Annotated in this window: 23 protein-coding genes, 1 tRNA gene and 1 pseudogene; 16 read left to right on the top strand and 9 right to left on the bottom strand. The window is 69.5% G+C overall.

The window, feature by feature from the left end:
* Window positions 1-303: transposase (locus tag EV657_RS17575; protein WP_425057268.1), on the bottom strand; the 303-nt coding region annotated here is incomplete at its 3' end.
* 105 nt (window positions 304-408) lie between these two features.
* Between EV657_RS17575 and EV657_RS17570 the strand changes: the two genes are divergently transcribed.
* The 4 genes from EV657_RS17570 (at window position 409) to ribD (ending at window position 4,072) form a co-directional block, all read left to right on the top strand.
* Window positions 409-1,848: a hypothetical protein gene (locus EV657_RS17570; protein ID WP_134079120.1), complete on the top strand. Its 1,440-nt coding sequence runs from the start codon at window positions 409-411 to the stop codon at window positions 1,846-1,848.
* Window positions 1,845-2,213 carry a hypothetical protein gene (locus tag EV657_RS17565; RefSeq protein WP_134079118.1) on the top strand — a complete coding sequence of 123 codons (369 nt, stop codon included), beginning with the start codon at window positions 1,845-1,847 and terminating at the stop codon, window positions 2,211-2,213. Before EV657_RS17570 ends, EV657_RS17565 begins: the two co-directional genes overlap by 4 nt.
* Window positions 2,214-2,507: 294 nt before the next feature.
* Entirely contained in the window at window positions 2,508-2,975 is a 468-nt protein-coding gene (gene nrdR / locus EV657_RS17560) for a transcriptional regulator NrdR (protein ID WP_075787092.1), read from the top strand.
* A 23-nt stretch (window positions 2,976-2,998) separates the two neighbouring features.
* A complete protein-coding gene (gene ribD / locus EV657_RS17555; RefSeq protein ID WP_134079125.1) occupies window positions 2,999-4,072 on the top strand; it encodes a bifunctional diaminohydroxyphosphoribosylaminopyrimidine deaminase/5-amino-6-(5-phosphoribosylamino)uracil reductase RibD in 1,074 nt (357 codons plus the stop codon).
* A 54-nt stretch (window positions 4,073-4,126) separates the two neighbouring features.
* On the opposite strand, the gene EV657_RS17550 is transcribed toward ribD, so the two are convergent.
* From EV657_RS17550 to EV657_RS22760, 4 genes and pseudogenes are all read right to left on the bottom strand, one after another.
* The gene (locus tag EV657_RS17550) at window positions 4,127-6,190 is read right to left on the bottom strand and encodes a capsular polysaccharide biosynthesis protein (protein ID WP_134079117.1); all 2,064 of its coding nucleotides are present in this window, start codon (window positions 6,188-6,190) and stop codon (window positions 4,127-4,129) included.
* A gap of 7 nt (window positions 6,191-6,197) precedes the next feature.
* Window positions 6,198-7,331 carry a polysaccharide biosynthesis/export family protein gene (locus EV657_RS17545; protein ID WP_075787089.1) on the bottom strand — a complete coding sequence of 378 codons (1,134 nt, stop codon included), beginning with the start codon at window positions 7,329-7,331 and terminating at the stop codon, window positions 6,198-6,200.
* Between the two features lie 14 nt (window positions 7,332-7,345).
* A complete protein-coding gene (locus EV657_RS21665) occupies window positions 7,346-8,017 on the bottom strand; it encodes a capsular polysaccharide export protein, LipB/KpsS family (RefSeq protein ID WP_166673732.1) in 672 nt (223 codons plus the stop codon).
* A gap of 376 nt (window positions 8,018-8,393) precedes the next feature.
* Window positions 8,394-8,669, bottom strand: a pseudogene (locus EV657_RS22760) (capsule biosynthesis protein CapA); the annotation flags it as partial.
* A 166-nt stretch (window positions 8,670-8,835) separates the two neighbouring features.
* On the opposite strand from EV657_RS22760, the gene EV657_RS17535 reads away from it, so the two are divergent.
* The 7 genes from EV657_RS17535 to EV657_RS17505 all read left to right on the top strand — a co-directional run bounded on the left by EV657_RS17535 (window position 8,836) and on the right by EV657_RS17505 (window position 14,487).
* Window positions 8,836-9,441 carry a riboflavin synthase gene (locus EV657_RS17535; RefSeq protein WP_134079113.1) on the top strand — a complete coding sequence of 202 codons (606 nt, stop codon included), beginning with the start codon at window positions 8,836-8,838 and terminating at the stop codon, window positions 9,439-9,441.
* A gap of 831 nt (window positions 9,442-10,272) precedes the next feature.
* Window positions 10,273-10,626: a hypothetical protein gene (locus EV657_RS17530; RefSeq protein ID WP_134079111.1), complete on the top strand. Its 354-nt coding sequence runs from the start codon at window positions 10,273-10,275 to the stop codon at window positions 10,624-10,626.
* 283 nt (window positions 10,627-10,909) lie between these two features.
* A complete protein-coding gene (gene ribB, locus EV657_RS17525) occupies window positions 10,910-12,019 on the top strand; it encodes a 3,4-dihydroxy-2-butanone-4-phosphate synthase (RefSeq protein WP_134079109.1) in 1,110 nt (369 codons plus the stop codon).
* A gap of 3 nt (window positions 12,020-12,022) precedes the next feature.
* Window positions 12,023-12,562, top strand: coding sequence for a 6,7-dimethyl-8-ribityllumazine synthase (locus tag EV657_RS17520; RefSeq protein WP_075787086.1), 540 nt, complete (start codon window positions 12,023-12,025; stop codon window positions 12,560-12,562).
* Window positions 12,559-13,032, top strand: coding sequence for a transcription antitermination factor NusB (gene nusB / locus EV657_RS17515; RefSeq protein WP_075787085.1), 474 nt, complete (start codon window positions 12,559-12,561; stop codon window positions 13,030-13,032). Before EV657_RS17520 ends, nusB begins: the two co-directional genes overlap by 4 nt.
* A 278-nt stretch (window positions 13,033-13,310) precedes the next feature.
* The gene (locus EV657_RS17510; RefSeq protein WP_075787084.1) at window positions 13,311-13,640 is read left to right on the top strand and encodes a hypothetical protein; all 330 of its coding nucleotides are present in this window, start codon (window positions 13,311-13,313) and stop codon (window positions 13,638-13,640) included.
* A 382-nt stretch (window positions 13,641-14,022) separates the two neighbouring features.
* Entirely contained in the window at window positions 14,023-14,487 is a 465-nt protein-coding gene (locus EV657_RS17505) for an MmcB family DNA repair protein (RefSeq protein ID WP_134079124.1), read from the top strand.
* Here the strand turns inward: EV657_RS17505 and EV657_RS17500 are convergent.
* On the bottom strand, window positions 14,462-14,680 hold the full coding sequence (locus EV657_RS17500) for a DUF6324 family protein (RefSeq protein ID WP_075787082.1): 219 nt from the start codon (window positions 14,678-14,680) through the stop codon (window positions 14,462-14,464). The genes EV657_RS17505 and EV657_RS17500 overlap by 26 nt on opposite strands.
* 189 nt (window positions 14,681-14,869) lie before the next feature.
* Here EV657_RS17500 and EV657_RS17495 point away from each other — a divergent pair.
* Window positions 14,870-14,946, top strand: a tRNA-His gene (locus EV657_RS17495).
* Window positions 14,947-15,109: 163 nt separating this feature from the next.
* Here the strand turns inward: EV657_RS17495 and EV657_RS17490 are convergent.
* Window positions 15,110-15,364, bottom strand: a complete 255-nt coding sequence (locus EV657_RS17490) for a hypothetical protein (protein ID WP_134079108.1) — start codon at window positions 15,362-15,364, stop codon at window positions 15,110-15,112.
* A 210-nt stretch (window positions 15,365-15,574) separates the two neighbouring features.
* Window positions 15,575-17,479 carry a bifunctional 2',3'-cyclic-nucleotide 2'-phosphodiesterase/3'-nucleotidase gene (locus EV657_RS17485; RefSeq protein ID WP_279587402.1) on the bottom strand — a complete coding sequence of 635 codons (1,905 nt, stop codon included), beginning with the start codon at window positions 17,477-17,479 and terminating at the stop codon, window positions 15,575-15,577.
* 249 nt (window positions 17,480-17,728) lie between these two features.
* Between EV657_RS17485 and nudC the strand changes: the two genes are divergently transcribed.
* Window positions 17,729-18,679 (top strand): NAD(+) diphosphatase, encoded by a 951-nt coding sequence (gene nudC, locus EV657_RS17480; protein WP_075787080.1) that lies wholly within the window; start codon window positions 17,729-17,731, stop codon window positions 18,677-18,679.
* Window positions 18,680-18,713: 34 nt separating this feature from the next.
* Complete coding sequence (locus EV657_RS17475) at window positions 18,714-19,181, top strand: SRPBCC family protein (protein ID WP_113669195.1); 468 nt, start codon at window positions 18,714-18,716, stop codon at window positions 19,179-19,181.
* A 113-nt stretch (window positions 19,182-19,294) separates the two neighbouring features.
* Here the strand turns inward: EV657_RS17475 and rpsU are convergent, their stop codons facing one another.
* The gene (gene rpsU, locus EV657_RS17470; RefSeq protein ID WP_042458983.1) at window positions 19,295-19,501 is read right to left on the bottom strand and encodes a 30S ribosomal protein S21; all 207 of its coding nucleotides are present in this window, start codon (window positions 19,499-19,501) and stop codon (window positions 19,295-19,297) included.
* Between the two features lie 110 nt (window positions 19,502-19,611).
* Here rpsU and EV657_RS17465 point away from each other — a divergent pair, with 110 nt between their 5' ends.
* Both EV657_RS17465 and EV657_RS17460 read left to right on the top strand, forming a co-directional pair.
* Window positions 19,612-20,328: a COQ9 family protein gene (locus EV657_RS17465; RefSeq protein ID WP_134079106.1), complete on the top strand. Its 717-nt coding sequence runs from the start codon at window positions 19,612-19,614 to the stop codon at window positions 20,326-20,328.
* Window positions 20,325-21,314: an NAD(P)H-quinone oxidoreductase gene (locus EV657_RS17460; RefSeq protein ID WP_134079104.1), complete on the top strand. Its 990-nt coding sequence runs from the start codon at window positions 20,325-20,327 to the stop codon at window positions 21,312-21,314. The genes EV657_RS17465 and EV657_RS17460 overlap by 4 nt, the downstream gene beginning before the upstream one ends.
* Window positions 21,315-21,437 lie beyond the last annotated feature (123 nt).

Here is a 21,437-nt window from a genome sequence, read left to right as displayed (position 1 = left end):
GCCCCCCTCTTTCGCGGCCATGCTGGTCGCTGTGCGGTGCGCCTTCAGATAGGTCGCATCGATCATTACGGTCTTCTGCTCGCCGTGTCCGGCCGTCAACCCGGCCATCATCCTGGCGAAAATGCCTTTCGCGCTCCAACGCTTCCACCGGCTGTACAGCGTCTTGTGCGGTCCGTAGGCTTCGGGCGCGTCGCGCCAGCGCAAGCCATTGCGATTGAGGAAGATAATCCCGCTCAAGACCCGTCTGTCATCGACCCGAGGCTTGCCGTGGGACTTGGGGAAGAAAGGGGCAAGCTTGGCCATCCGCTCGTCAGCCAGTACAGGTCGCGCATGTCACGGCTCCGTTGTACAGGCCGTGAATCACGCAGCGCGTTGAAAATCAATGCATCCTGAGCCTACTTTCGGAAGATGGACAGGAAGGGCCGCGGTGCGCGCGTCACTATTCGCAACAGCAAGCTCGTCCAGGCATTCGATGCAAACAGCGGGTTGGACTCGGCCAATCCGGATTTTTGGCGGGGCGATCATCGCCCGGGCTGCATCAAGCCGGGCGGGGGATCGAGCGGCACGATCATCCAGGAAAACATCATTGCCTGGGGTGGCATGGGGCCTGTGTGGCTGAACACCTACGGTCCCGACGGAATACCGAGCAAAGACGACGCCTTTGGCTATCTTCCCAACAACAGCGATCCCCGGCTGGGTTTGAACGGCTACGCCCCGCCCGGCCCAAACTTGCTGACACACCCGATCTACTTCGACAGTTTCACCCGCCATATTCTGTTGCGCGACAACTTCGTCTTCGGGTCGGGCGGGTCGCTGATCCAGCCGCGAGGCGGCGCAGGGATGCGCAACTGCGCATTCGCGTTCGGAAACCAGATGTGGAACGTCGGGCAAGGCGACTTCAATAACTACAACGATGCCATGTTCGAGGGGCAAACTACGGATGGGCACAGGTCTCTGTGCCAAGACGCAGTCGCTACCCATGCGGGCTATATGGACGGTCCGAACGCTGGCAACTCGATGAGCCAGGGGGTGCGCGTATCCTCGCCTCTGGTGTCATTCGACCGGGTCCTGGTGCTGCACGATCTCAACCCTAACGATCCGAATGGGGCAGCTCGGCTTGTCAGCGATTGGGATGGAGAGGTCCACGCTCGCCGCGACGGGTTCGCCCATACGGACGAGCAATTTGCGCCGGGGGCTTATCTCGCGGGCTTCAAAGGCCGCGAGCGGGATCTTCTCTCTTATTGGGGCGATCAGATCCACAACCCGAATGGCCTCGACCTGAGCAATGTAAACGATGCCACGATCTTTCGCTGGTACGACGCGCAGCGGGGGAACGCTCCCGACACCACGACTGACATCCTGGACATATACTGGTGGCTCCGCGATCTGCCCCAGGATGAGATCAAGTCGACGGTCGATAGTTTCATTGCATTCATGCAGGCGCCGTTCGGCATTGCCAGACGGTGGCGGACAGCGGCGGCCGCCTGTTCCTTCGTGCCCGATCTGGCCGAGGACGGTTGTCGGTGGGACAATCCCAACAACTGGGGCCGCGATCTGATCCCCGGCAGCTTCGCTGGCGATACCGTGGCGATCAACGGACACGAGGTGTTCTTCCAGGACCACACCTTAACCGTGGCCGGGCTCGATCTGGGCGCGGGTGGGCATCTGCATGCGGTGAACGGCCGCCTCGACGTCGCGGCCGCGCCGACCTGCACCGGAAGCGGTGCGATCATCGACGTGGACAGCCTCACGACGACCGGCGCGACCCTGGCCGCGATCAACGTCCCCGATGGGCTGACCGCAACCTTCTCTGCCGCTGACGGCATCCTGACCATGGTGCTGTCATGAGCACCGTCCGGGATGACATCTGCGAGATCGCGGCTGAGATCGGCCGTGGCTCTGACGATCAGGAAACCATCATCAGCCCGCTTTATCGCCGCGCGGTGGTCGACCTCGCCCACGGTTGCGTTGGGGTGCTGATTGGATGGCTCTCCGTCGTCGCGCTGCCGATCGGATTGGTCTTCTGGGCGGGCTACTGCGCGCTTCAGTGGTGGCAGACCAACGGCGGTTCCCGTCTCCGCGATGCGCGGGTCGATTTCGTGCTGGCGCTGATCGGCCTGGTGGCCGTCAAGACCGGGCTTCTGGTCGCTCTGGTGCTGGCCCCGTGGGCCGGCGCCCTGCTGGCCCACTTCTCCCGTAGGACGTGGCGGTGACGGGCGTTCGAACGTTCGTTGACGGACCGTTCAAGCGGCGTTCAAAGGCGGGTTGCGTGGGGCAGTATTAAACGTCTCCGCTCCGACATTGACTGTCACGCACTCCGGATTTCAGTGTCGCGCTACACTAACACAACCGCAAACGGGCCGCGCGCAGCCTCTTACCGTCTCTGACAGGACTGGGGCCACCACCCTTTCCCCAACATATAGCGCGCGATTTGGCCCCTACCCAAATCCTAGAGGCTCCCCTATAGTGCCTGTGGATAAGTTCACGCCGTGCCCGAGAGAGAGCCCATGCGCTGCCCGTTCTGCGGAAACATCGACACACAGGTGAAGGATTCCCGGCCCGCCGAGGATCATGTCGCGATCCGTCGGCGGCGCTTCTGTCCGGCCTGCGGCGGGCGCTTCACGACCTATGAACGGGTGCAGCTCCGCGATCTGGTGGTGATCAAGTCCAGCGGCCGACGCGAGGATTTCGACCGCGACAAGCTGGAACGCTCGATCCGCATCGCGCTGCAGAAACGCCCGGTCGATCCGGAGCGCGTCGATCAGATGGTCTCGGGCATCGTGCGGCGGCTCGAAAGCATGGGCGAGACCGATATCGCCTCGAAGGTGATCGGCGAGATCGTGATGGAGGCGCTGGCCCGGATCGACACCGTGGCCTATGTGCGTTTCGCGAGCGTCTACAAGAACTTCCAGGAAGCGGGCGATTTCGACAAGTTCGTGAGCGAGCTGAGGCCCTCCGCCCCGGCCGAAGAGTGACCGCAGGACCGGACGCGCGGTTCATGGCGCTGGCGCTGAGCCTTGGCGCGCGCGGCAAGGGGCGGACCTGGCCGAACCCGGCGGTGGGCTGCGTGATCGTGCGCGAGGGCCGGATCGTCGGGCGCGGCTGGACGGCGCCGGGCGGACGGCCCCATGCCGAACCGCAGGCCCTGGCCCAGGCCGGGGGTCTGGCCCGGGGGGCGACCGCCTATGTCTCGCTCGAACCCTGCTCGCATTACGGCAAGACCCCGCCCTGCGCCGAGGCCCTGATCCGGGCCGGGGTGGCGCGGGTCGTGACCGCACTCGAAGACCCCGACCCGCGGGTCGCGGGGCGCGGCCATGCGATGCTGCGCGCGGCCGGGATCGCGGTCGAGACGGGCGTACTGGCCGCGGCCGCCGCGCGCGACCATCGCGGTTTCCTGCTGAGCCGCCGCGAGGGGCGGCCGATGGTCACGCTGAAGCTCGCCACCTCCTTTGACGGACGGATTGCCACCGCCTCTGGCGAAAGCCGCTGGATCACCGGCCCCCAGGCACGCCGCCATGTCCATGCGCTGCGCGCGGGCCATGACGCGGTGATGGTGGGCGGCGGCACCGCCCGGGCCGACGACCCGGCGCTGACCGTGCGCGGGCTCGGGGTCGCCCATCAGCCGGTCCGGGTGATCTGCGCGGCCGGGCTCGACCTGCCCGAAACCGGACAGCTGGCGGCCAGCGCCCGCGCGGTCCCGCTCTGGCTGTGCCACGGTCCCGATGCCGACCCGGCGCGCCGCGCCGCCTGGGAGGCGCGCGGCGCCCGCTGCATCGGAATCGCGACCGGCCCCGATGGGCGGCTTGACCCGGCGGCGCTGCTTGCGGCGCTCGGGACAGCGGGCCTGACCCGGGTCTTCTGCGAGGGCGGCGGCGCGCTGGCCGCCGCGCTGCTTGGCGCCGATCTGGTGGACGAGCTGATCGGCTTCACCGCCGGGCTTGCGCTTGGCGCCGAGGGGCGCCCGGCGGTCGGACCGATGGCGCTGGCGCATCTCGCCGACGCGCCGCGCTTTGCGCTGGCCGAGACGCGCCCGCTCGGCCCCGATCTTCTCCATGTCTGGACCCGGCTCTGAGCGCGTCTTCTTCTTGGCGAAAATACCCCCCGCGGAGCGCGCGGCCGAAGGCCGCTACCGGCGCCAGAGCCAGGCCTGCCCGGCCAGCGCCCCCTGCACCCGCGCCAATGCTCGCAACCGCGCACCGCGCCGCGGCGCCTGTCCGGCGGCCAGCCGCTCGGCCGCGATCTCGACGGGGCAGGGGCGCCCCGTGACCGGGTCGAGATAGCGCGGATAGGCGATCAGCGCGGCATGGGCCAGCGCCAGCAGGTCGGGCCGCGCCCGGCGGCGCGCGGGCGGCGCGGCCAGATCCCGGGTCAGACCCCAGCCGGCATAGAAGGGCAGCCCCAGACAGGTGACCGGCACCCCCCGCAGCAGCGCCTCGAAGCCCAGCCCCGAGGACAGCGTCCAGACCTCGTCGATCAGGGCCAGCGCCGCCCCGGGGTCGATGGCGCCGGGCAGCACCAGATCGGCATGGGCACGCGCCACGCCGGGCGCAAGCCCCCCGGGGCGCAGCCCGGCCGCGACATCGGGATGGGGGGCATAGATCAGCACCGCCTCGGGGTTCTCGGCGCGGCAGCGGGCCAGCAGGGCGAGATTGTCGCGCTCGGCCGGGCAGCCGACGCGGATCGAGGCATCGTCCTCGACCTGTCCCGGCACCAGGATGCGGTGCCCGGGAGGAAGCGTGGGCAGGGCGGGCGGCACGCATCCGCCGGAATTGCATATCGAGATCCCGGGCGCGATGAGGAATTCCACCAGCCGCGCGGTACGCGCCGCCTCCACCGGCTCCAGACCGGGCCGCCCGGCGATCAGCCGCTCGATCCGGCTTTCCTGGCCCGGGTCGTAATGGATGCCAAGATCGTCAAGCACCAGCGACAGCGGCGGCACCAGCGCCGCGCCCAGCCCGCAGGACCGCAGAAACCCGTCCTCGACCCGCACCGTGCCGGGGGGCAGCGGCGCGCTCCCGCCCGCCCAGGCCATGGCCCGCCGCCCGCTGGCGCGCGCAAGGCGCCCGGCCCCGGCCGGATCGGCGGCAAAGCGCATTGGCCGGACGGTGCCGAAGAACCGCTGCAGCGTCGGGCGTTTCCACAGCCGCATGCCCGAGGCGACCCAGCCCGCGCGGTCCTCGCGCCAGGCCCGGGTCTCGGCCTCGAAGATCGCCAGCGCGTCCTCCAGCGGACACAGCCGGTCGTGGAACGGGTCGTACCAGCGGGGCGCGAGGATCATCGCCGCCGCGAAAAGCTGGGCCGGGCTCAGCGGGCGGGCGCGCCGGGCCAGCGGCCGGTCGTCCTCGGTCAGGCCCCAGCCGGCATAGAAGGGCTGGCCGAAGACCCGCGGCCGGTGCCCGGCCAGGATCGCCTCGAACCCCATCTGCGACGAGACGGTATAGACCGCGACCGCGCCCTCCAGCAGCGCCCAGGGCGAAACCGGCTCGGTCAGCACCCGCACCCGGCCCTGCGCCTGTTCGGGGCCGAGAGGCCCGGCGCGCAGGCCCCGGACGGCCTCGGGAGGGGCCTTGATCAGCACCGGCGCGCCGGGGTTTTCCAGCTCGGCCGCGGCCAGCATCGCGGCGAAGGTGGTGGCATCGGCGCCGGAGGCGCGCACCGCCGCGTCCTCCGCCCCCTGGTCGATGACCAGCACATAGCCCGGGTCGGGCACCGGCGCCCCGGGGTCGAAACCGGTATACCTGGTCAGATGCCCGGCGCGGAGCCGCGCCATCGCGGCCCGGGCCCGCCCGATCAGGTCGGGATCGTCCAGCGGGTGGCTCGCCAGCAGGGTCTCGAGATCCGACGGACGGGACGGGTCGAAATGAGGACCGCCCCGGTCCAGCATCAGCCCGAGCGGCGGCCCGGCCCCCCGCGCCCGCCCCGGCAGCACCGACCGGAGCGGGGCGTCCTCGACCCAGAGAAGCCCGGCGCCGCGCCTCCGGGCCAGACGCCGGCCGCGCGCGGCGGTCCGCCCCATCCCCCGGACCGCGACCAGATCGCCCGGCCCCGGCAGGCCAAGCGCGACCGGGTGGCCCGCCAGCTCGAGGATGCGCCGGACCCGGGCCTGGGTCAGAAACCCTGCCGAAGACGCGAAAAGCCGCCCGCGGCCGGGGGCCGGGGCGGCGGTGTCGGTCGGCGCGGGGCCGGTCATGACTCGATCAGTTTTCGACCGTGGCCGAGACGTTGCGCGCGGCACCGGCCGTGCCGGTGATCACGCTCAGCAGCTTGACCCAGCGGACATAGGGCGCCTCGGTCACATAGACCGTATCGCCGTCGCGGATGGCGAAGTCGCGGGCCAGGAACAGCCCGGCGGGCTCGGTCAGGTTCAGCACATAGGCCACGCGCTGTTCGCCGACCAGATCGTCGCGGGCCAGCACCTGGCGGGCGATCTCCTCGGGCTCGTTGCGCAGCACGAAGATGCCGGTCGGGTCGGCCAGCGCCGAGCTGAGGCCGCCGACCTGGGCCAGCGCCTCGACCGCCGACATGCTCTGGGTGATGAAGCGAACGTTGCGCTGGGTGCCGGTCGCGCCAAGCGCGGTAAAGTCGCGGGTGTCTTCCTCGACCAGAATCCGGTCGCCATTGCGCAGCGCGATGTCGAGCGACGGGTCGGCATAGAGATCCTCGAACCAGATCTGGCCGCGGGTCTTGCCGCGGATCACGGTGATCTGGGCGATCTCGGGCGGGATCACGATACCGCCCGCCGAGGCCAGCATCCCCGACAGGGTGCGGTTCGGCCGCTCGATCGGGAAGACGCCCTGCTTGCCGACGCCGCCCGCGACCGACACCGTCGCGCCGTCGCCCGCCAGCCGCGTCACCATCACCTGCGGGTCGGGGGTCTGGGCGTCGAGCTTTTCGGTGATCTTCTCGCGCAGCCCCTCGGGCGTGCTGCCCGCGGCCTGGATGCGCCCGGCATAGGGAATGAAGATATAGCCCGAGCTGTCGACCTGCACCTCGTTCAGCGTGGCGGCATTGCTTTCGCGCGGCGCCAGCAGGCCGTCATCGACGTTCTCGAACACGGTCAGGCCCAGCGTGTCGCCAGCCCGGATCGTGTCCGACCCCATGGGGGCCGCGTTCAGGAAGGAGGCCGGAAAGCCGCTGGCGGGCACCACGGCGGTGGCCCGGTTCACCCGGTCGTTCACCGCGACGACGAAGGCGTCGCCCTCGCGCAACGTGGACCCGTCGAAAATCTCGGGCTTGCTCGGCCCAGGCCGGGGCAGGCCGCAGGCGGCCGTCGCGGCGAGCAGTCCGACAAGGACGAGGAGTCGGACCCCTCGGGCTGGCAGTCTCTTCACGTAGGTGTCCCTTGTTACCTGCCGCGGCGTTTCACTCCCGCCTTTGCGGCGACGCTAAAGAAGTCTCGCGCGAAAGACCAGACGGGCGAGCCGCCCTGTCCCGCAATCGCCTGCAGGTGTTGCCGCATGGCCTCCCCGCTGGCCGGGGCAGCCAGCGGGCGCTCGATTGCAAGGCCGACCGCGCGCCCGCGGCCGCGGCGCGTATGGAAATCGCCCGGGATCCGGCCGGTCGCCGGCAGATACCGGCGGAAAACCGCGAAAGCCCTGCGGTCCGGCGGATCGGGCGCGGCCAAGAAGGCGGCCAGCGGCCGGTTCGAAACGAGCCCGGGCTTGCCGCAGACCTCCGCCCCCAGGGCGCAAAGCGGCAGCCCGCGCCAGATCGCACAGGACCCGGAGGTCGAGTTCACCGTGACCGCACCGGTCGCCCCGGCCAGCAGCCGCGCGAGTCGGCCGCCATCCACCAGATGCACGCGATCCGCCAGTCCCGCCGCCCGGGCGATCCGCGCGATCTCGGGGCAGAGCGGGGTGCGCGCGTCCTCCAGCGGATGCGCCTTGAACACCCGCCGGAAATCGGGCGGCGCGCCCTCGGCGAAGGCGGCGATCCCCTGCCCGAGGACCTCTGTCATGGTGGCGAAGGGGCCGTGATGCAGAGAATTGGCGTGACGGGCCAGATGCAGCGGCACCACGCAATAGCGAAACCCGCCGCGGGGCCAGAAAGGGCAGCAGGGCCAGCCGCCGCAGATGCAGAGCGAATTCCCGGTGCACCGGCAGGCCGCGATGCGGCCGGAAGCTGCGGTAGCGGCCCGACGGCAGCATCACCAGCCCGCGATAGAGCGCGCCATGGCCGATATGGGCGCAGAGGTTGCCCCGGCGCTCGCTCAGCGGCCCCGGCAGCGGCCCCGGCAGCGGCGCCCGCTCCGGCATCTGCGCCGCCATGTCCTCGATCGACAGCCGCATCAGCGGCGAGTTGCCGTTGGCGCCGTCGCGGTCGCCGTCCCGGTCGCCGTCGCGGTCGCAGGTGATCCGGTCGGGCCGCGGATAGCCTTCTTCGAAGACATGCACCGCAAGGCCGCGTGCCCGGGCCTCGGCAATCGCGGCGGCATGGCCGGGGCGGGTGTCGCCATGGACGGCAAGGTCGGCGATCGCCAGCCGGTCGAGCGGCCGGGCCAGGGTCGCGGGCCGGGCCTCGGGCGCGGCGGTCACCGCGATGCAGCGATCCGGATCGCTCCAGAAGGCCGCATCTCCCCGGCTGAAGCCCGCGTGCCAGACCTCGGCGCCGGTACCGCGCAGCCCGCGCGCCAGCCGGTCGAAGAAGGGGCCATGCGGCCCTTGCAGCATCAGAAACCGGCGCCCGGCGCCGCGCATGCGTTCCATCGCTTCGCCCCCTGCCGTCCACCTGTGCCCGACGTGCCTGCCGCTGGAAAGCCGAACCATGCGTGCCGCTTGCCCCCCGACGCCGCAGGCGATAGGTCAGGTCGGACACCGCGCCGCAAGGAGCCCGACCATGTTCACCGGCATCATCACCGATATCGGCACCATTCGCGCGCTTTCGATGAAGGGCGACCTGACCGCCCGGATCGGCTGCCGCTATGTGCCCGACAGCATCGACATCGGCGCCTCGATCGCCTGCAGCGGCGTCTGCCTGACCGTGACCGACCGCGGCGCCGACGACGAGGGCGCCTGGTTCGCCGTGTCGATCTCGGCCGAGACGGTGTCGAAGACCAATATCGGCGACTGGGCCGAGGGCGGTCGGATCAACCTCGAACGCGCGCTGAAGGTGGGCGACGAGCTTGGCGGGCACATTGTCTCGGGCCATGTCGACGGGGTGGCCGAGATCGTGGCGATGGCCGACGAGGGCGACAGCACCCGCATGACCTTCCGCGCGCCCGGGGCTCTGGCGAAGTTCATCGCGCCGAAAGGGTCGGTGGCGCTGAACGGCACCTCGTTGACGGTGAACGAGGTCGAGGGCGCGACGTTCGGGATCAACTTCATCCCCCATACCAAGGAGGCCACCACCTGGGGGCTGGCCCGGGTCGGGGACAAGGTGAACCTCGAGATCGACACGCTGGCGCGCTATGTCGCGCGGCTGCAGGAATACGACGCGGCCTGAGCGCGGCCCGAACGCCATAGGGCTCCCGGTGCGTTTCCAGAGGTCCGGGCGGATGCCATCTTTCGGACCCCTTGGCGCGGATGGCGACGCCGGGCCGCGTTGAACACCGCCCGGCGCGCCGACGGGGACGCCCGCCCGCAAAGACCGGCGGGAACGTTCCCGGTCGCGGGTCCCCGCCGAAAAAACGCGACGGGCGGCGCGGCGCCCCGAAACGTCCCTCGGGATGCGGAGTCCAACGCTGGCGACACCGCCTGTGCGTTCCCCCCCGATGTGCGGCTTGCGGATGGCGCGCCATCCGGCGTGGCGCCCTGGGCGTCCCATTCGGTTCGTTTCATCAAGGAGGTGGAATGCGCTCCCTGTCTCCATTCATTCTTGCCCTGTCGCTGTCCGCCCTGCCCGGATCTGCGGCCACGGTCTTTCCCGACGCGGGCCGACCGCGGCGGACATCCAGGATACCGTCGATGCCGTCCGCGCCGAGTTTTCCGGGCTGAAAGTCTTTACGCCCACCAATGAAGGCCCGGACGGGCGGCGGGAAATCAACTGGGACGGCGTGCCCGATGCCTTTGCCGATCCGAACGACTTCCCGGGCGATTTCTTGAACGGCTCGACGCCGGGCCGTGCCCGCGGGATCGAGTTTGTCGCGACCGGCAGCACCGAGGGGGCGAGGTGTCGTCCTCTTCGGCCTCGGGGGGCCGCTCCTGTTCGACGAACCGGACGAGTGTACCGTCTTCAGCCCCCGGCGGATCTTCCGGCCCGATGACGGGGCGACCCTCGACATCCCGTTCTTCTATCCCGTCGACCAGACCACGCAGGCCACCACCCGCGGCTTCGGTGCGGTCTTCACCGGTCTTCACCGGTCTGCAAGGCGAAGGCCAGGTCGTGCTGTCCTTCCACGACATCCATGGCGACCTGCTGGCCGAGGACCACGTGCCGCCCGGCGGCGCCGCGAAGCTGTCCGTCCGGGGCGTGGTGTTCGACGGTCCGCAGGTCGCCAGGGTGTCGGTCGGTACCGCGCTGCTCGATCCCGAGGACGAGCCGGTTATGGACGACTTCCTCCATGGCGAGCCGGTCCCGGTCGAGATCGCTCCGGTGCCGCTTCCGGCCGGTGTGATCTTCGGGCTGACCCCGGTCGCGGGGCTGGCCGCCTTCCGCCGCCGCGGGCCGGGCACCCCCCCCCGCGCCTGATCCCCTGACGAGGGGTCGGCCTCCGCCCCGGCGGTGGAGGCCGCGTCCGTCTGGGGCATCCTCGGCCCGGCGACGAACGCCCAAGTCCGTGAACACCGGTTCCGGGGCCGAAACAGCGGCCCCGGGGCCTGCCGCCATCGCCCGGGGCCCGACCGTCTCGTCGCACGGCCGTCGCGTTCTCTGCCCCGCCGGGAGGTCCCGATTTCCGGGCCGCCGGGCATGCGGGTTCTTTCCAATCTGTCCCGACCGCGCTAATAGGCGGGCTTCGGAACAGGTGGACGACATGGAAGACATCGGCGATCCCAGCTATCAGGACGCGATCTCCTCGATCGAGGAGATCATCGAGGATGCCCGCAACGGGCGCATGTTCATTCTGGTCGATCACGAGGACCGGGAGAACGAAGGCGATCTGGTGATCCCCGCGCAGATGGCCACCCCCGAGGCGATCAACTTCATGGCGACCCATGGCCGGGGCCTGATCTGCCTGACCCTGACCGGCGAGCGGGTCGATGCGCTGGGCCTGCCGCTGATGGCCTCGCAGAACTCGTCGCGGCACGAAACCGCCTTCACCACCTCGATCGAGGCGCGCGAGGGGGTGACCACCGGCATTTCCGCCCATGACCGCGCCCGCACCGTGGCCGTCGCCATCGACGCCAGCAAGGGCGCGACCGATATCGCGACGCCCGGCCATATCTTCCCGCTGCGCGCCCGCGACGGCGGCGTGCTGGTCCGCGCGGGCCATACCGAGGCGTCGATCGACGTCTCGCGGCTGGCCGGGCTGATCCCGGCGGGCGTGATCTGCGAGATCATGAACGAGGACGGCACCATGGCGCGGCTGCCCGATCTGGTGGCCTTCGCCCAGCGGCACGGGCTGAAGATCGGCACCATCTCGGACCTGATCGCCTATCGCCGCCGCCACGACAATCTGGTGAACGAACGCGCCGTGCGCCATGTCACCTCGGCCCATGGCGGCGACTGGGTGATGCGCATCTTCACCGACGAGACCCAGGGCGCCGAACATGTGGTGCTGACCAAGGGCGACATCGCCACCGACGAGCCGGTGCTGGTGCGGATGCACGCGCTCGACCCGTTGCAGGACGTGCTGGGCCTCGGCCCGCATCCGGCAGGCGAACTGTCCGCCGCGATGGAGATCATCGCCGAGGAGGGCCGCGGCGTCGTCGTGCTGCTGCGCGATACCACGATGAAGCTGGTGCTGGACGGTGCGGCCTCGCCGCAGACCCTGCGCCAGTACGGGCTGGGCGCGCAGATTCTGGCCGCGCTGGGCCTGCACCGGCTGGTGCTGCTGACCAATTCGCCGCTGCCCCGTGTGGTGGGGCTCGACGCCTACGGGCTCTCGATCGAGGGCACCCGGACCATCGAGAGGAAGGCTTGAGCCATGGCCGAACAGGACCCCCATCACACGCTGGCGCTGCCCGCCTTCGACAAGCCCGCGAAACTGCTGATCGTCGTCGCGCCCTTCTACCGCGACATCGCCGACAAGCTGATCGCCGGGGCGGTCGCCACGCTTGACGCCGCCGGTGTCGCGCATGAACTGATCGAGGTGCCCGGCGCGCTCGAGATCCCGACTGCCATCGCGCTGGCCCACCGGCTGTCGAATTATGACGGCTATGTCGCGCTGGGATGCGTGATCCGGGGCGAAACCACCCACTATGAGACCGTCTGCAATGACAGCTCGCGCGGGTTGACGCTTCTGGGGTTGCAGGGCGCGCTGATCGGCAACGGCATCCTGACCGTCGAGAACCGCGACCAGGCGCTGCGCCGGGCCGATCCGGCCGATATGGACAAGGGCGGCGGCGCGGCGGCGGCGGCGCTGCATCTGATCGCCCTGGCGCGGCGCTGGAGCGGCGAGACCAAGGGCGTGGGGTTCCGTCCCTCGGGCGGGTTCCAGGTCGCCGAGGGGGCCGACCGCGCATGACCGAGCCCCGCAAACCCAACCGCAACCAGATGCGGTCCGCCGCCCGGCTTTACGCGGTCCAGGCGCTGTTTCAGATGGAACAGTCGGGGCAGGGCGTCGACACCGTGCGCCGCGAATTCGAGACCTGGCGCTTCGGGGTCGGCTATGAGGACGGCGAAGAGCTGGCCGAGGGCGATGCCGATCTGTTCCGCGCGACGCTGGAAGGCGCTGTCAGCTGGCAGGCGAAGATCGACCAGATGACCGACCGGGCGCTGGTGGCGAAATGGCCGATTGCCCGGATCGACCCGACGCTGAGGGCGCTGTTTCGCGCCGCCGGGGCGGAACTGGTCGAGGCCAAGGCGCCGCCGAAGGTCGTCATCACCGAATATGTCGACGTGGCCAAGGCGTTCTTTCCCGAAGGCCGCGAGCCCAAATTCGTGAATGCCGTGCTCGATCACATGGCCCGCGAAGCGCGCCCCGAGGCGTTCTGAGCCTGACGCTTCGGGCCGTCGCATCGTTTCCGGTCTTTGCTTTTTGCGTCCGCGACTCTTCGGATTGTTCGGGGCTGCTTCGGCGGCCCCGGCGGGGTTGGTGCGCCCGAGTCGGCTTTCGGTAACCTTCTCTTAACCGTTCTAGCGCCATGATGACGCAACGGAAACAGGCGGCCTGACGCTGCGCCGGGCCGGGCCGATCGACAGGTGCTCCGAAGTTTGCTCTTGGAATCCTTCTCGGAATGGCTACCTAATTGGCGCAAGGAACGGAGACACCGATGCCAAAGCTCGTGACCCTCTACATACGCCAGACTGCCATCGGGTTCGTCCTGTCGGGTCTGTTCGTCGGCCTTCTGATGTATTTCGACGTCGCCAATCTCTGGCATCTCGTGACCAACGTCTCGGGGGGCTGGCTGGCCGGGGCGCTTCTGTTCCTGTTCAACGGGATCGTCTTTGCCGGGGTGCAGTTCGGCATCGCGGTGATGGCGATGGGCCGGGACGACGACGCCGATAACGGACGCCGCGGCCGGGAACCGGTGCGCGGCCTGGCCGAAGTTCTGGTGCCGATCCCGGTGCCGGTGAAGGACGACCGCCGGATGCGGCGCTGACCCGCCGCTTCCCACGTTTCAGATGCACGATTCTGGCGGCCCTTGGGCCGCCTTTTTCATGCGCCGGGGACGGGCCTTGCCGCAGGGCCGCCGCATCGCGGGCGGTCCCGCCGGGACGCGGTCGACATCGACAAGGTGCGGAAGAACGGGCGGGACCACCGCAAACGTGGAGGCATTGCAATTCCCGAGGACCTGTTACTACAGGTGGGCGCCGGGTAACCGGACCAGGATCCGGACAGAGCCAGCTCCCTCGGATTTGCTTAAGGCCACCGGAATTTGACCTCTGCACGGGAAGGGCAGACCCCGCCTCGGCGATAGATAGGATGCCGGTGCCGTGCCGACAAGGCTTGTCGAAGGGCGGCGCGTCGATCATGGTCGCGCCATGTCCGATCCCGGCCCGATCCCGCTTGCCCCCGGCCAGCTTCTGGCCCGCGGCGTCTGCCGCCACCTGCGCGATCTGGGCTTTGCCACGGTCGAGGAACTGGTGCCCGCGCCGGGGCTGCGGGTCGACGTGATGGCGCTGGGCCCGAAGGACGAGATCTGGGTGATCGAGTGCAAGTCGAGCCGCGCCGATTTCACCTCGGACCGGAAATGGACCGGCTATCTCGACTGGTGCGACCGGTTCTTCTGGGCGGTGGATGCCGATTTCCCGTCCGAGCTGCTGCCGCTGGACACCGGGCTGATCCTTGCCGATGGCTATGGCGCCGACCTGGTGCGCGAGGCCCCCGAAGCCCGGCTGGCGCCGGCGCGGCGCAAGGCGCTGGTCCACAGATTCGCCCGCCATGCCGCGCTGCGGCTGCAGGCGCTCCGCGATCCCGGGCTCAGCCCTTCGGCTTGGGGGGCTTGACCTTCTTCTCGGTCATGGCGCGCGCCTGCGCCGCGGCGGCGCGCAGTTCGTCCGCGATTTCCTCGGCTTCCTCGGGGTCGAAATCCATCGGGATCTCCAGCCCCTCGCCTTCGACATAGATCCGCACCATGCCAAGGCTGGTCGGTCCGATCTGCAGATTGGCGGCGAAATCGCTTTGCTTGTCGATGCCCATGGCGCTGGTTCCCCGGGGTGATGAAGCCGCCGGGTTACCGCGTTGGCCCGGGTCTGGCAAGGGTGGCGAGGGCGACGCGGGCCGCTCGGGGCCTGTTTATCAGGGGTGCGGCTGTCTTGCGATGGCGTGCCTGCGGTCGAGAACGGGTCTTGCAATCGTACCGGGGGGGCGCTAAATCGCGCGGACAGTGCCGCCTTAGCTCAGTTGGTTAGAGCACCAGATTGTGGATCTGGGGGTCCCCCGTTCGAGCCGGGGAGGCGGTACCAAAAACCCGGACGAAAATCGAACGCTCCGTCTCTGGTGTGGGATTATCGATCCGGCGGGATCACATCCCGCGTCATTCGCCGGGATCTGCAGCCGCATCCCTTCCCTGATCCGTCCAATGTCCCGCGCCGCCCCCGGATTTTTGTGCAGGGTCTGGAAAACCACCTAACGCGCCGGGGTCACGAAGATGCCTGCGACCGCCGCGGCCCGCATCCCGCCCCCGAGGCTGCCAGCAGCAACCAGTCCCAAGATCGACCGTCGGAGGACCGGCGCGCGCGCCGCCGCCTCGGCCGTGCGAAAGGCGCCGTCGGCCTCCTTGACCGTGGTTTCGAACGGGTCCTTCTCGATGCGGAACAGCACCTGGGCCTTGGCAACCAAACCCCGGGGGTCGCAGCCGATCTTTCCAGGCATCCCGCGCATGCGCGCGAAAATCCGACGGGGACGGCATCTGCCGGGCCTGGGCTGCGCCGGCAAGTCAGAGCATCCCAGGACCCAGGCGTGGTGCGGTCACGCCGAAATCCCTCCCCTTGGGCGTGCATCGGAGAGGGTCCGGGGATAGTTTTCCGGGTTTGGCGCTTTCTATGGGGGATTTCCGATCCGGGCGTTTCCCGACTGCCATTCGGACCGGCGCTAAAGCGAGATCCGCAGCCGCACAAAGCCATCGGGACCCTCGCCTGCGGGTTCGAGCGCGAGGTCGCGCAGCTCGTCGAGATGGTCGAGCGCGGCCGGGCTGGTGTCGAACAGGACGGTGGTGCCCGGCAGAGCCTCGAACCGCCAGGTGGCATCGGCCCGGGGCGCGACGGTGCCGTGCTCTGCGATATAGCGCAGCAGGACGTCGCGGTTCGCATCGGGCGCCTCGAACGCCATGCTTTCGACCCCTGTGCCCGGAAAGCCGCCGCCGCCGCTGGCCCGGAAACTGTTGGTCGCGACCACGAACTCCATGTCGTCGCTCACCGGCTGCCCCCGCCAGCTGAGACCCGCGATGCGCCCGGCAGTCGGGTCCACGAGCCGCCCCCCCGGCCCGAAGCGCGGCGGTCGGCTGAGGTCGATCCGGTATTCGACCCCGCCGATCACGTCGAAATCATAGCACGGGGCCTCGGGGTTCAGCAGGATCTGGTCGGGCTGGCCCGGCTCGATCCGGTTGAAGATCGCGGCCGAGCGCTCGAGCCAGCCGCGCAGCTGGGCGCCGGTGACACGCACCGCGCGCACCGTGTTGGGGTAAAGGTAAAGATCGGCGACGTTGCGGATCGCGATGTCGCCCACGGGGACGTCGGTGTAGTAATCGGGTCCGCCATGACCGCCCGCCTTGAAGGGCGCCGCCGCCGACAGCAGCGGCAGGCCCTCGTGGGGGGTGCCCTTCAGCATCTCGGCCAGGTACCAGCGCTGGGCATCGGCGACGATCTTGACCGAGGCGTCGTTCGTCACCAGCGAGAAATAGCTGTGCAGCGGCACCGCGGTGCGGCCGACGGCGCGGCGGGTATAGGCCAGCGTCTCGGCATGGGCGCGGGCCGCCGCGGTCATCACGGCGGGATTGCTGGGCGCCAGCGGCACGACCCCGCAGCCGGGCTTGCGGATGGCGATGGGGTGCAGCGTGCTCTGGTGCTCGGCCACCCGCCAGCCCGGCCCGTCACGGTCCAGCAGCAGGTCGATCACGCCAAGATGCGACCCCCAGAAGCCGGGCATGACGGCGGGCTTGCCGCAGATTGTGCCGGCCTCGGCATCGACCCCGGCGATGCCCGCGAAATCGGGGCCGGGGAAGGTCAGGTGCTGATGGCCCGACAGGATCGCGTCGATCCCCTCGATCCCGGCCAGCGGCAGGCAGGCATTCTCCTGACGCGCGACATGGCCGGGCTCGCCGATGCCCGAATGGGCCAGCGCCACGACCAGATCGGCGCCTTCGGCGCGCATCTTCGGCACCAGAGCCCGGGCGGCCGCGACGATGTCGCCCCCCTCGGCCCGGCCGTCCAGATGGCGGCGGTCCCAGACCGCGATGGGCGGCGGCAGGAAGCCGATCACCCCGATCCTCAGTCGATGGGTCGCTCCGGCGCCATCGCGCACGGGTCTCTCGAGCAGCGTATAGCGGGGCAGGGCGGCCAGCCCGGGCGGGGCGAGCGGGCCGGGCAGCAGATTGGCCGACACGACCGGGAACCGCGCGCCATCGAGCGCGGTCAGCAAGAAATCGAGCCCGTAGTTGAAATCGTGATTGCCCAGCGTCGCCGCGTCATAGCCGACCGCATTCATCGCGGCGATCATCGGATGCATCTCGCCCGGGCGCAGACCGCGCTCATGGGCGATATAGTCGCCCATCGGGTTGCCCTGCAGGAAATCGCCATTGTCGAACAGAAGCGTATTGGCCGCCTCGGCCCTGAGCGCTGCGATCAGCGCAGCGGTGCGCGCCAGCCCGGCCGAGTCGATCGGCCGGTCGGAATAATAGTCATAGGGAAAGACATGCACATGCAGGTCCGAGGTTTCCATCAGCCGCAGATGCACGCGGTCGGCGGCGGGCGAAGCGGAAAATGGGTGCAGCGCGTTCAAGGATGCCCCCGCCTAGATGCCGGCCGACAAGAGGCGCGGCTGGCCGATGCCAAACTACTCTGGCCGCGTCCGCAGCCTGCCGGGGAAATGGCTTTGACTTGGGGGCGGAATGCGACCATCACCAGCCTGCGACAGTAAAGGGTTCGCGGGCGGATGGCGAGAGCCAATTCGCGTCAGACGAATGTCGGATTGTTAGCATTCGCCTCAGAATGACGCCCGCCCTGCACCATTGCAAGAAAAGGAGCGGCCATGCGACCGGCCGAGCAGGTGACTTTCGGAGGCGGCGGCCTGGACCGGGCCGCGCTCCGGCGTGGCGATGCCGTCTGGCTGGACGACGCCTGGGCGAAGGGGCGGGTTCTGCCGCTTTGGCGTGGCAAGCCGCTGTGTTGCGAGGATGGGCTTGGCTGGGTGCCCTGCGCGAACCCGGTTGCGGCTGAGCGGCGCGCGCGGGCGATCTTTCTCGGGCTGGCCGATGGCGCGCCGCATTTCGCCGTCGACATCTCGGACTGGCGCCCGGACGAGATCCCCGACACGCTGGGGCTGTTTCTCGATCCGTCCGAACAGCGCCATCCCGATCTGCCCGAGGATCACCTCTTTCGCGAGCTGCGCCGGGTCATGGCGGGGCTCGACCCGCTGCAGGCCGAACTGGCGGCGACCGCCAAGGGGATCTGCGAATGGCATCGCACCCACCGGTTCTGTTCGCGTTGCGGCCAGCCCAGCCGAATGGTCGACGCGGGCTGGCGCCGGGTCTGCGAGGCCTGCAGCACGCCGCATTTCCCGCGCACCGATCCTTGCGTCATCATGCTGATCCTTCATGGCAATTCGGTTCTGCTGGGGCGTTCGCCCGGCTGGCCCGAGGGGATGTTCTCGCTGCTGGCGGGCTTCATCGAACCGGGCGAGTCGGTCGAGGCCGCGGTGCGGCGCGAGGTCGCCGAGGAAACGGGCATCCGCGTCGGCCGGGTCCGCTATCTGGCCAGCCAGCCCTGGCCGTTTCCGGCCTCGCTGATGCTGGGCTGCCGAGGCGAGGCCCTGTCGCTCGACATCACCGTGGATCCGGCCGAGATCGCCGAGGCGCGCTGGGTTTCGCGTGAAGAGATGTTGGCGGTTCTCGCGGGCGAACGCACCGACATGCTGCCGCCCCGCCCGGGCGCGATTGCCGGGCACCTGATCCGCAGGTGGCTTGCGGACCGGCTGGATTGAGGCCAGAACGGTCAAAGCCAGCCCGGAGCCAGACATGCAGCTTACCGCCCGCGAAGACATTGCCGCGCCGATCGAGGAGGTCTTTGCCGTGCTGTCGGACTTTCCGCGGGTCGAGGCCGCGGCCGGTCGCCGCGGGGCAGACTTGCGCCGGCTCGACGACCGCAGCGAACCCGGGCCGGGCATGGCCTGGGCGGCCGAATTCACGCTGCAGGGCGCCCGGCGCGCGGTCGAGACCGAACTGGTCGCCTTCGAGCCGCCGCAACAGATCCGGCTGCAGTCGCGCTCGGGCGGGCTGCAGGCCGCCAGCGCCATCGAGCTTCAGCTTCTGGCGCCGCGCCTGACCCGGCTGGCGATCTCGATCGACCTGGCCTCGAAGACCATCGGTGCGCGGGTGCTGCTGCAGACGCTGCGGCTTGCCCATCACCGGCTGGCCGATCAGCTTGAGACCGCCGTCGCCCGGCTGGCCCGCGAGATCGAGGCGGGCCGCTTCCGCCAGGGCTGAGCCCCGGCCGCAAGGCAAAGATTTTCAGGGTGCCAGAATCGACAAACCCCCGGGCGGGGCCTCGGGGGTCGTCTCGCTGGAGCATTGCTGCTCCGGTTCGCATGCCGACGGTCTTACAGAAGACCTTCGCGCTGGGCTTTCTTCCGCGCCAGTTTGCGCGCACGGCGGACGGCTTCCGCCTTCTCGCGCGCTTTCTTCTCGGACGGTTTCTCGAAATGCTGCTTGAGCTTCATTTCGCGGAACACGCCTTCGCGCTGAAGTTTCTTCTTCAGAGCCCGAAGCGCCTGGTCGACATTGTTGTCGCGAACGCTGACCTGCATGTGGTTGTCACCACCTTTCTTGCTGGAGTTTCGAATTTCGCAGGAGGTGGCCGTATAGCAAAGCCGCGCGAACTTGTCTATAGAGGGGACCGTCGAAAGGAGGCCCCCGCATGACCGACACGCCCCAAGGCCTGGATGCCATCAAGCAAGAGCTTCTGGATGCTGCCCTGATCCACGTCCCGTTCGATGGCTGGAGCGAGGCCGCCTTCTGCGCCGCCATCGCCGATTCCGGCGCCGATGCCGCCATGGCCCGCGCGGCCTGCCCGCGCGGTGCGGTCGATCTGGCGGTCGCCTATCATTTGCGCGGCGACGACGAGATGGTGCGCCGCCTGACCGAAACCGATCTGTCCGCGATGCGCTTCCGCGACCGCGTGGCGCTTGCCGTGCGCTACCGGCTGGACGCGGCCGAGGACAAGGAGGCCGTGCGCCGGGGCGCCACGCTGTTCGCGCTGCCGCCTTACGCGGCCGAAGGCTCGCGCCTCGTCTGGGGCACCGCCGACCGGATCTGGACCGCGCTCGGCGACAGCTCCGACGACGTGAACTGGTACACCAAGCGCGCCTCGCTGGCGGCGGTCTATGGCGCGACCGTTCTTTACTGGCTTGGCGATGAAAGCCCGGGCCATGCCGAGACCGACGCCTTTCTGGACCGCCGGATCGGCGACGTGATGCAGGTCGAAAAGGTCAAGGCGCAGGTCAACAAGGCCTGGGTGCTCAAACCGCTGATGCTGGGGCCGAACTGGCTGGCGCGGCAGATCCGTCCGCCGCATCTGCGGCCGGAGCGGCGGCTGCCCGGCTCGGTCCGTCCCTGCCTGCAGGATCGCACATGACGCTTCCGTCGACGATGCGGGCGGTCGAGATTTCCGAACCCGGCGGCCCCGAGGTCCTGCGTCCGACCGAACGCCCGGTGCCGGTGCCGCGGGCGGGCGAGGTTCTGATCCGGCTGGCCTATGCCGGTGTGAACCGCCCCGACGCGCTGCAGCGCGCGGGGTCCTACGCGCCGCCGCCGCAGGCCTCGGACCTGCCCGGGCTGGAAGGCGCGGGCGAGGTTGTGGCGCTGGGCGAGGGTGTGTCGGGACTGCGTGTCGGCGACCGGGTCTGCGCACTGTTGCCGGGCGGCGGCTATGCCGACTACGTTGCGACCCCCGCGGCGCATGCGCTGCCGGTGCCGGACGGGCTGGGGCTGAAAGAGGCCGCCTGCCTGCCCGAGACCTTCTTCACCGTCTGGTCCAACGTCTTCATGCGCGGCGGGCTGAAGGCGGGCGAACGGTTTCTGGTGCATGGCGGGTCCTCCGGGATCGGCACGACCGCGATCCAGCTGGCCTCGGTCTTCGGGGCGCGGGTCTTCGCCACCGCCGGCAACCCGACGAAATGCGCGGCCTGCCGCGATCTGGGCGCCGAGCGGGCGATCAACTACGCCAGCGAGGATTTCGTCGAGATTTTGCGGGCCGAGGGCGGGGCCGACCTGATCCTCGACATGGTGGGCGGCGACTATCTTCCGCGCAACGTGCGGGCGCTGGCCGATGACGGCCGGCTGGTGCAGATCGCCTTCCTGCAGGGGCCCAAGGTGGCGCTGAACTTTGCGCAGGTGATGATGCGGCGGCTGACCATCACCGGGTCGACTCTGCGCCCGCAATCGGATCTGGCCAAGGCGCGGATCGCGGACGAGCTGCGCGGACGGGTCTGGCCGCTGCTGGCCTCGGGCCGCATCGCGCCGGTGATGGACAGCGAATTCGACCTGACCCAGGCGGCGCTGGCCCATGCAAGGATGGAACAAAGCGCCCATGTCGGGAAGATTGTCCTGAAGATCGCCTGAGACTGCCCTGCGGCCTGGAAACACACCGTTTCCGGGGCGCGTAAGGCCTTGCAAAAGCCATGGAATCATCACAATCCCGATCCCCGGTGGCAGCGGCCGCCGGGTTTTTGAAGGGGTGATTTC

This window comes from Rhodovulum visakhapatnamense, assembly GCF_004365965.1.
Taxonomy (GTDB): domain Bacteria; phylum Pseudomonadota; class Alphaproteobacteria; order Rhodobacterales; family Rhodobacteraceae; genus Rhodovulum; species Rhodovulum visakhapatnamense.
This window is presented reverse-complemented; position numbering and strand designations above follow the sequence as displayed.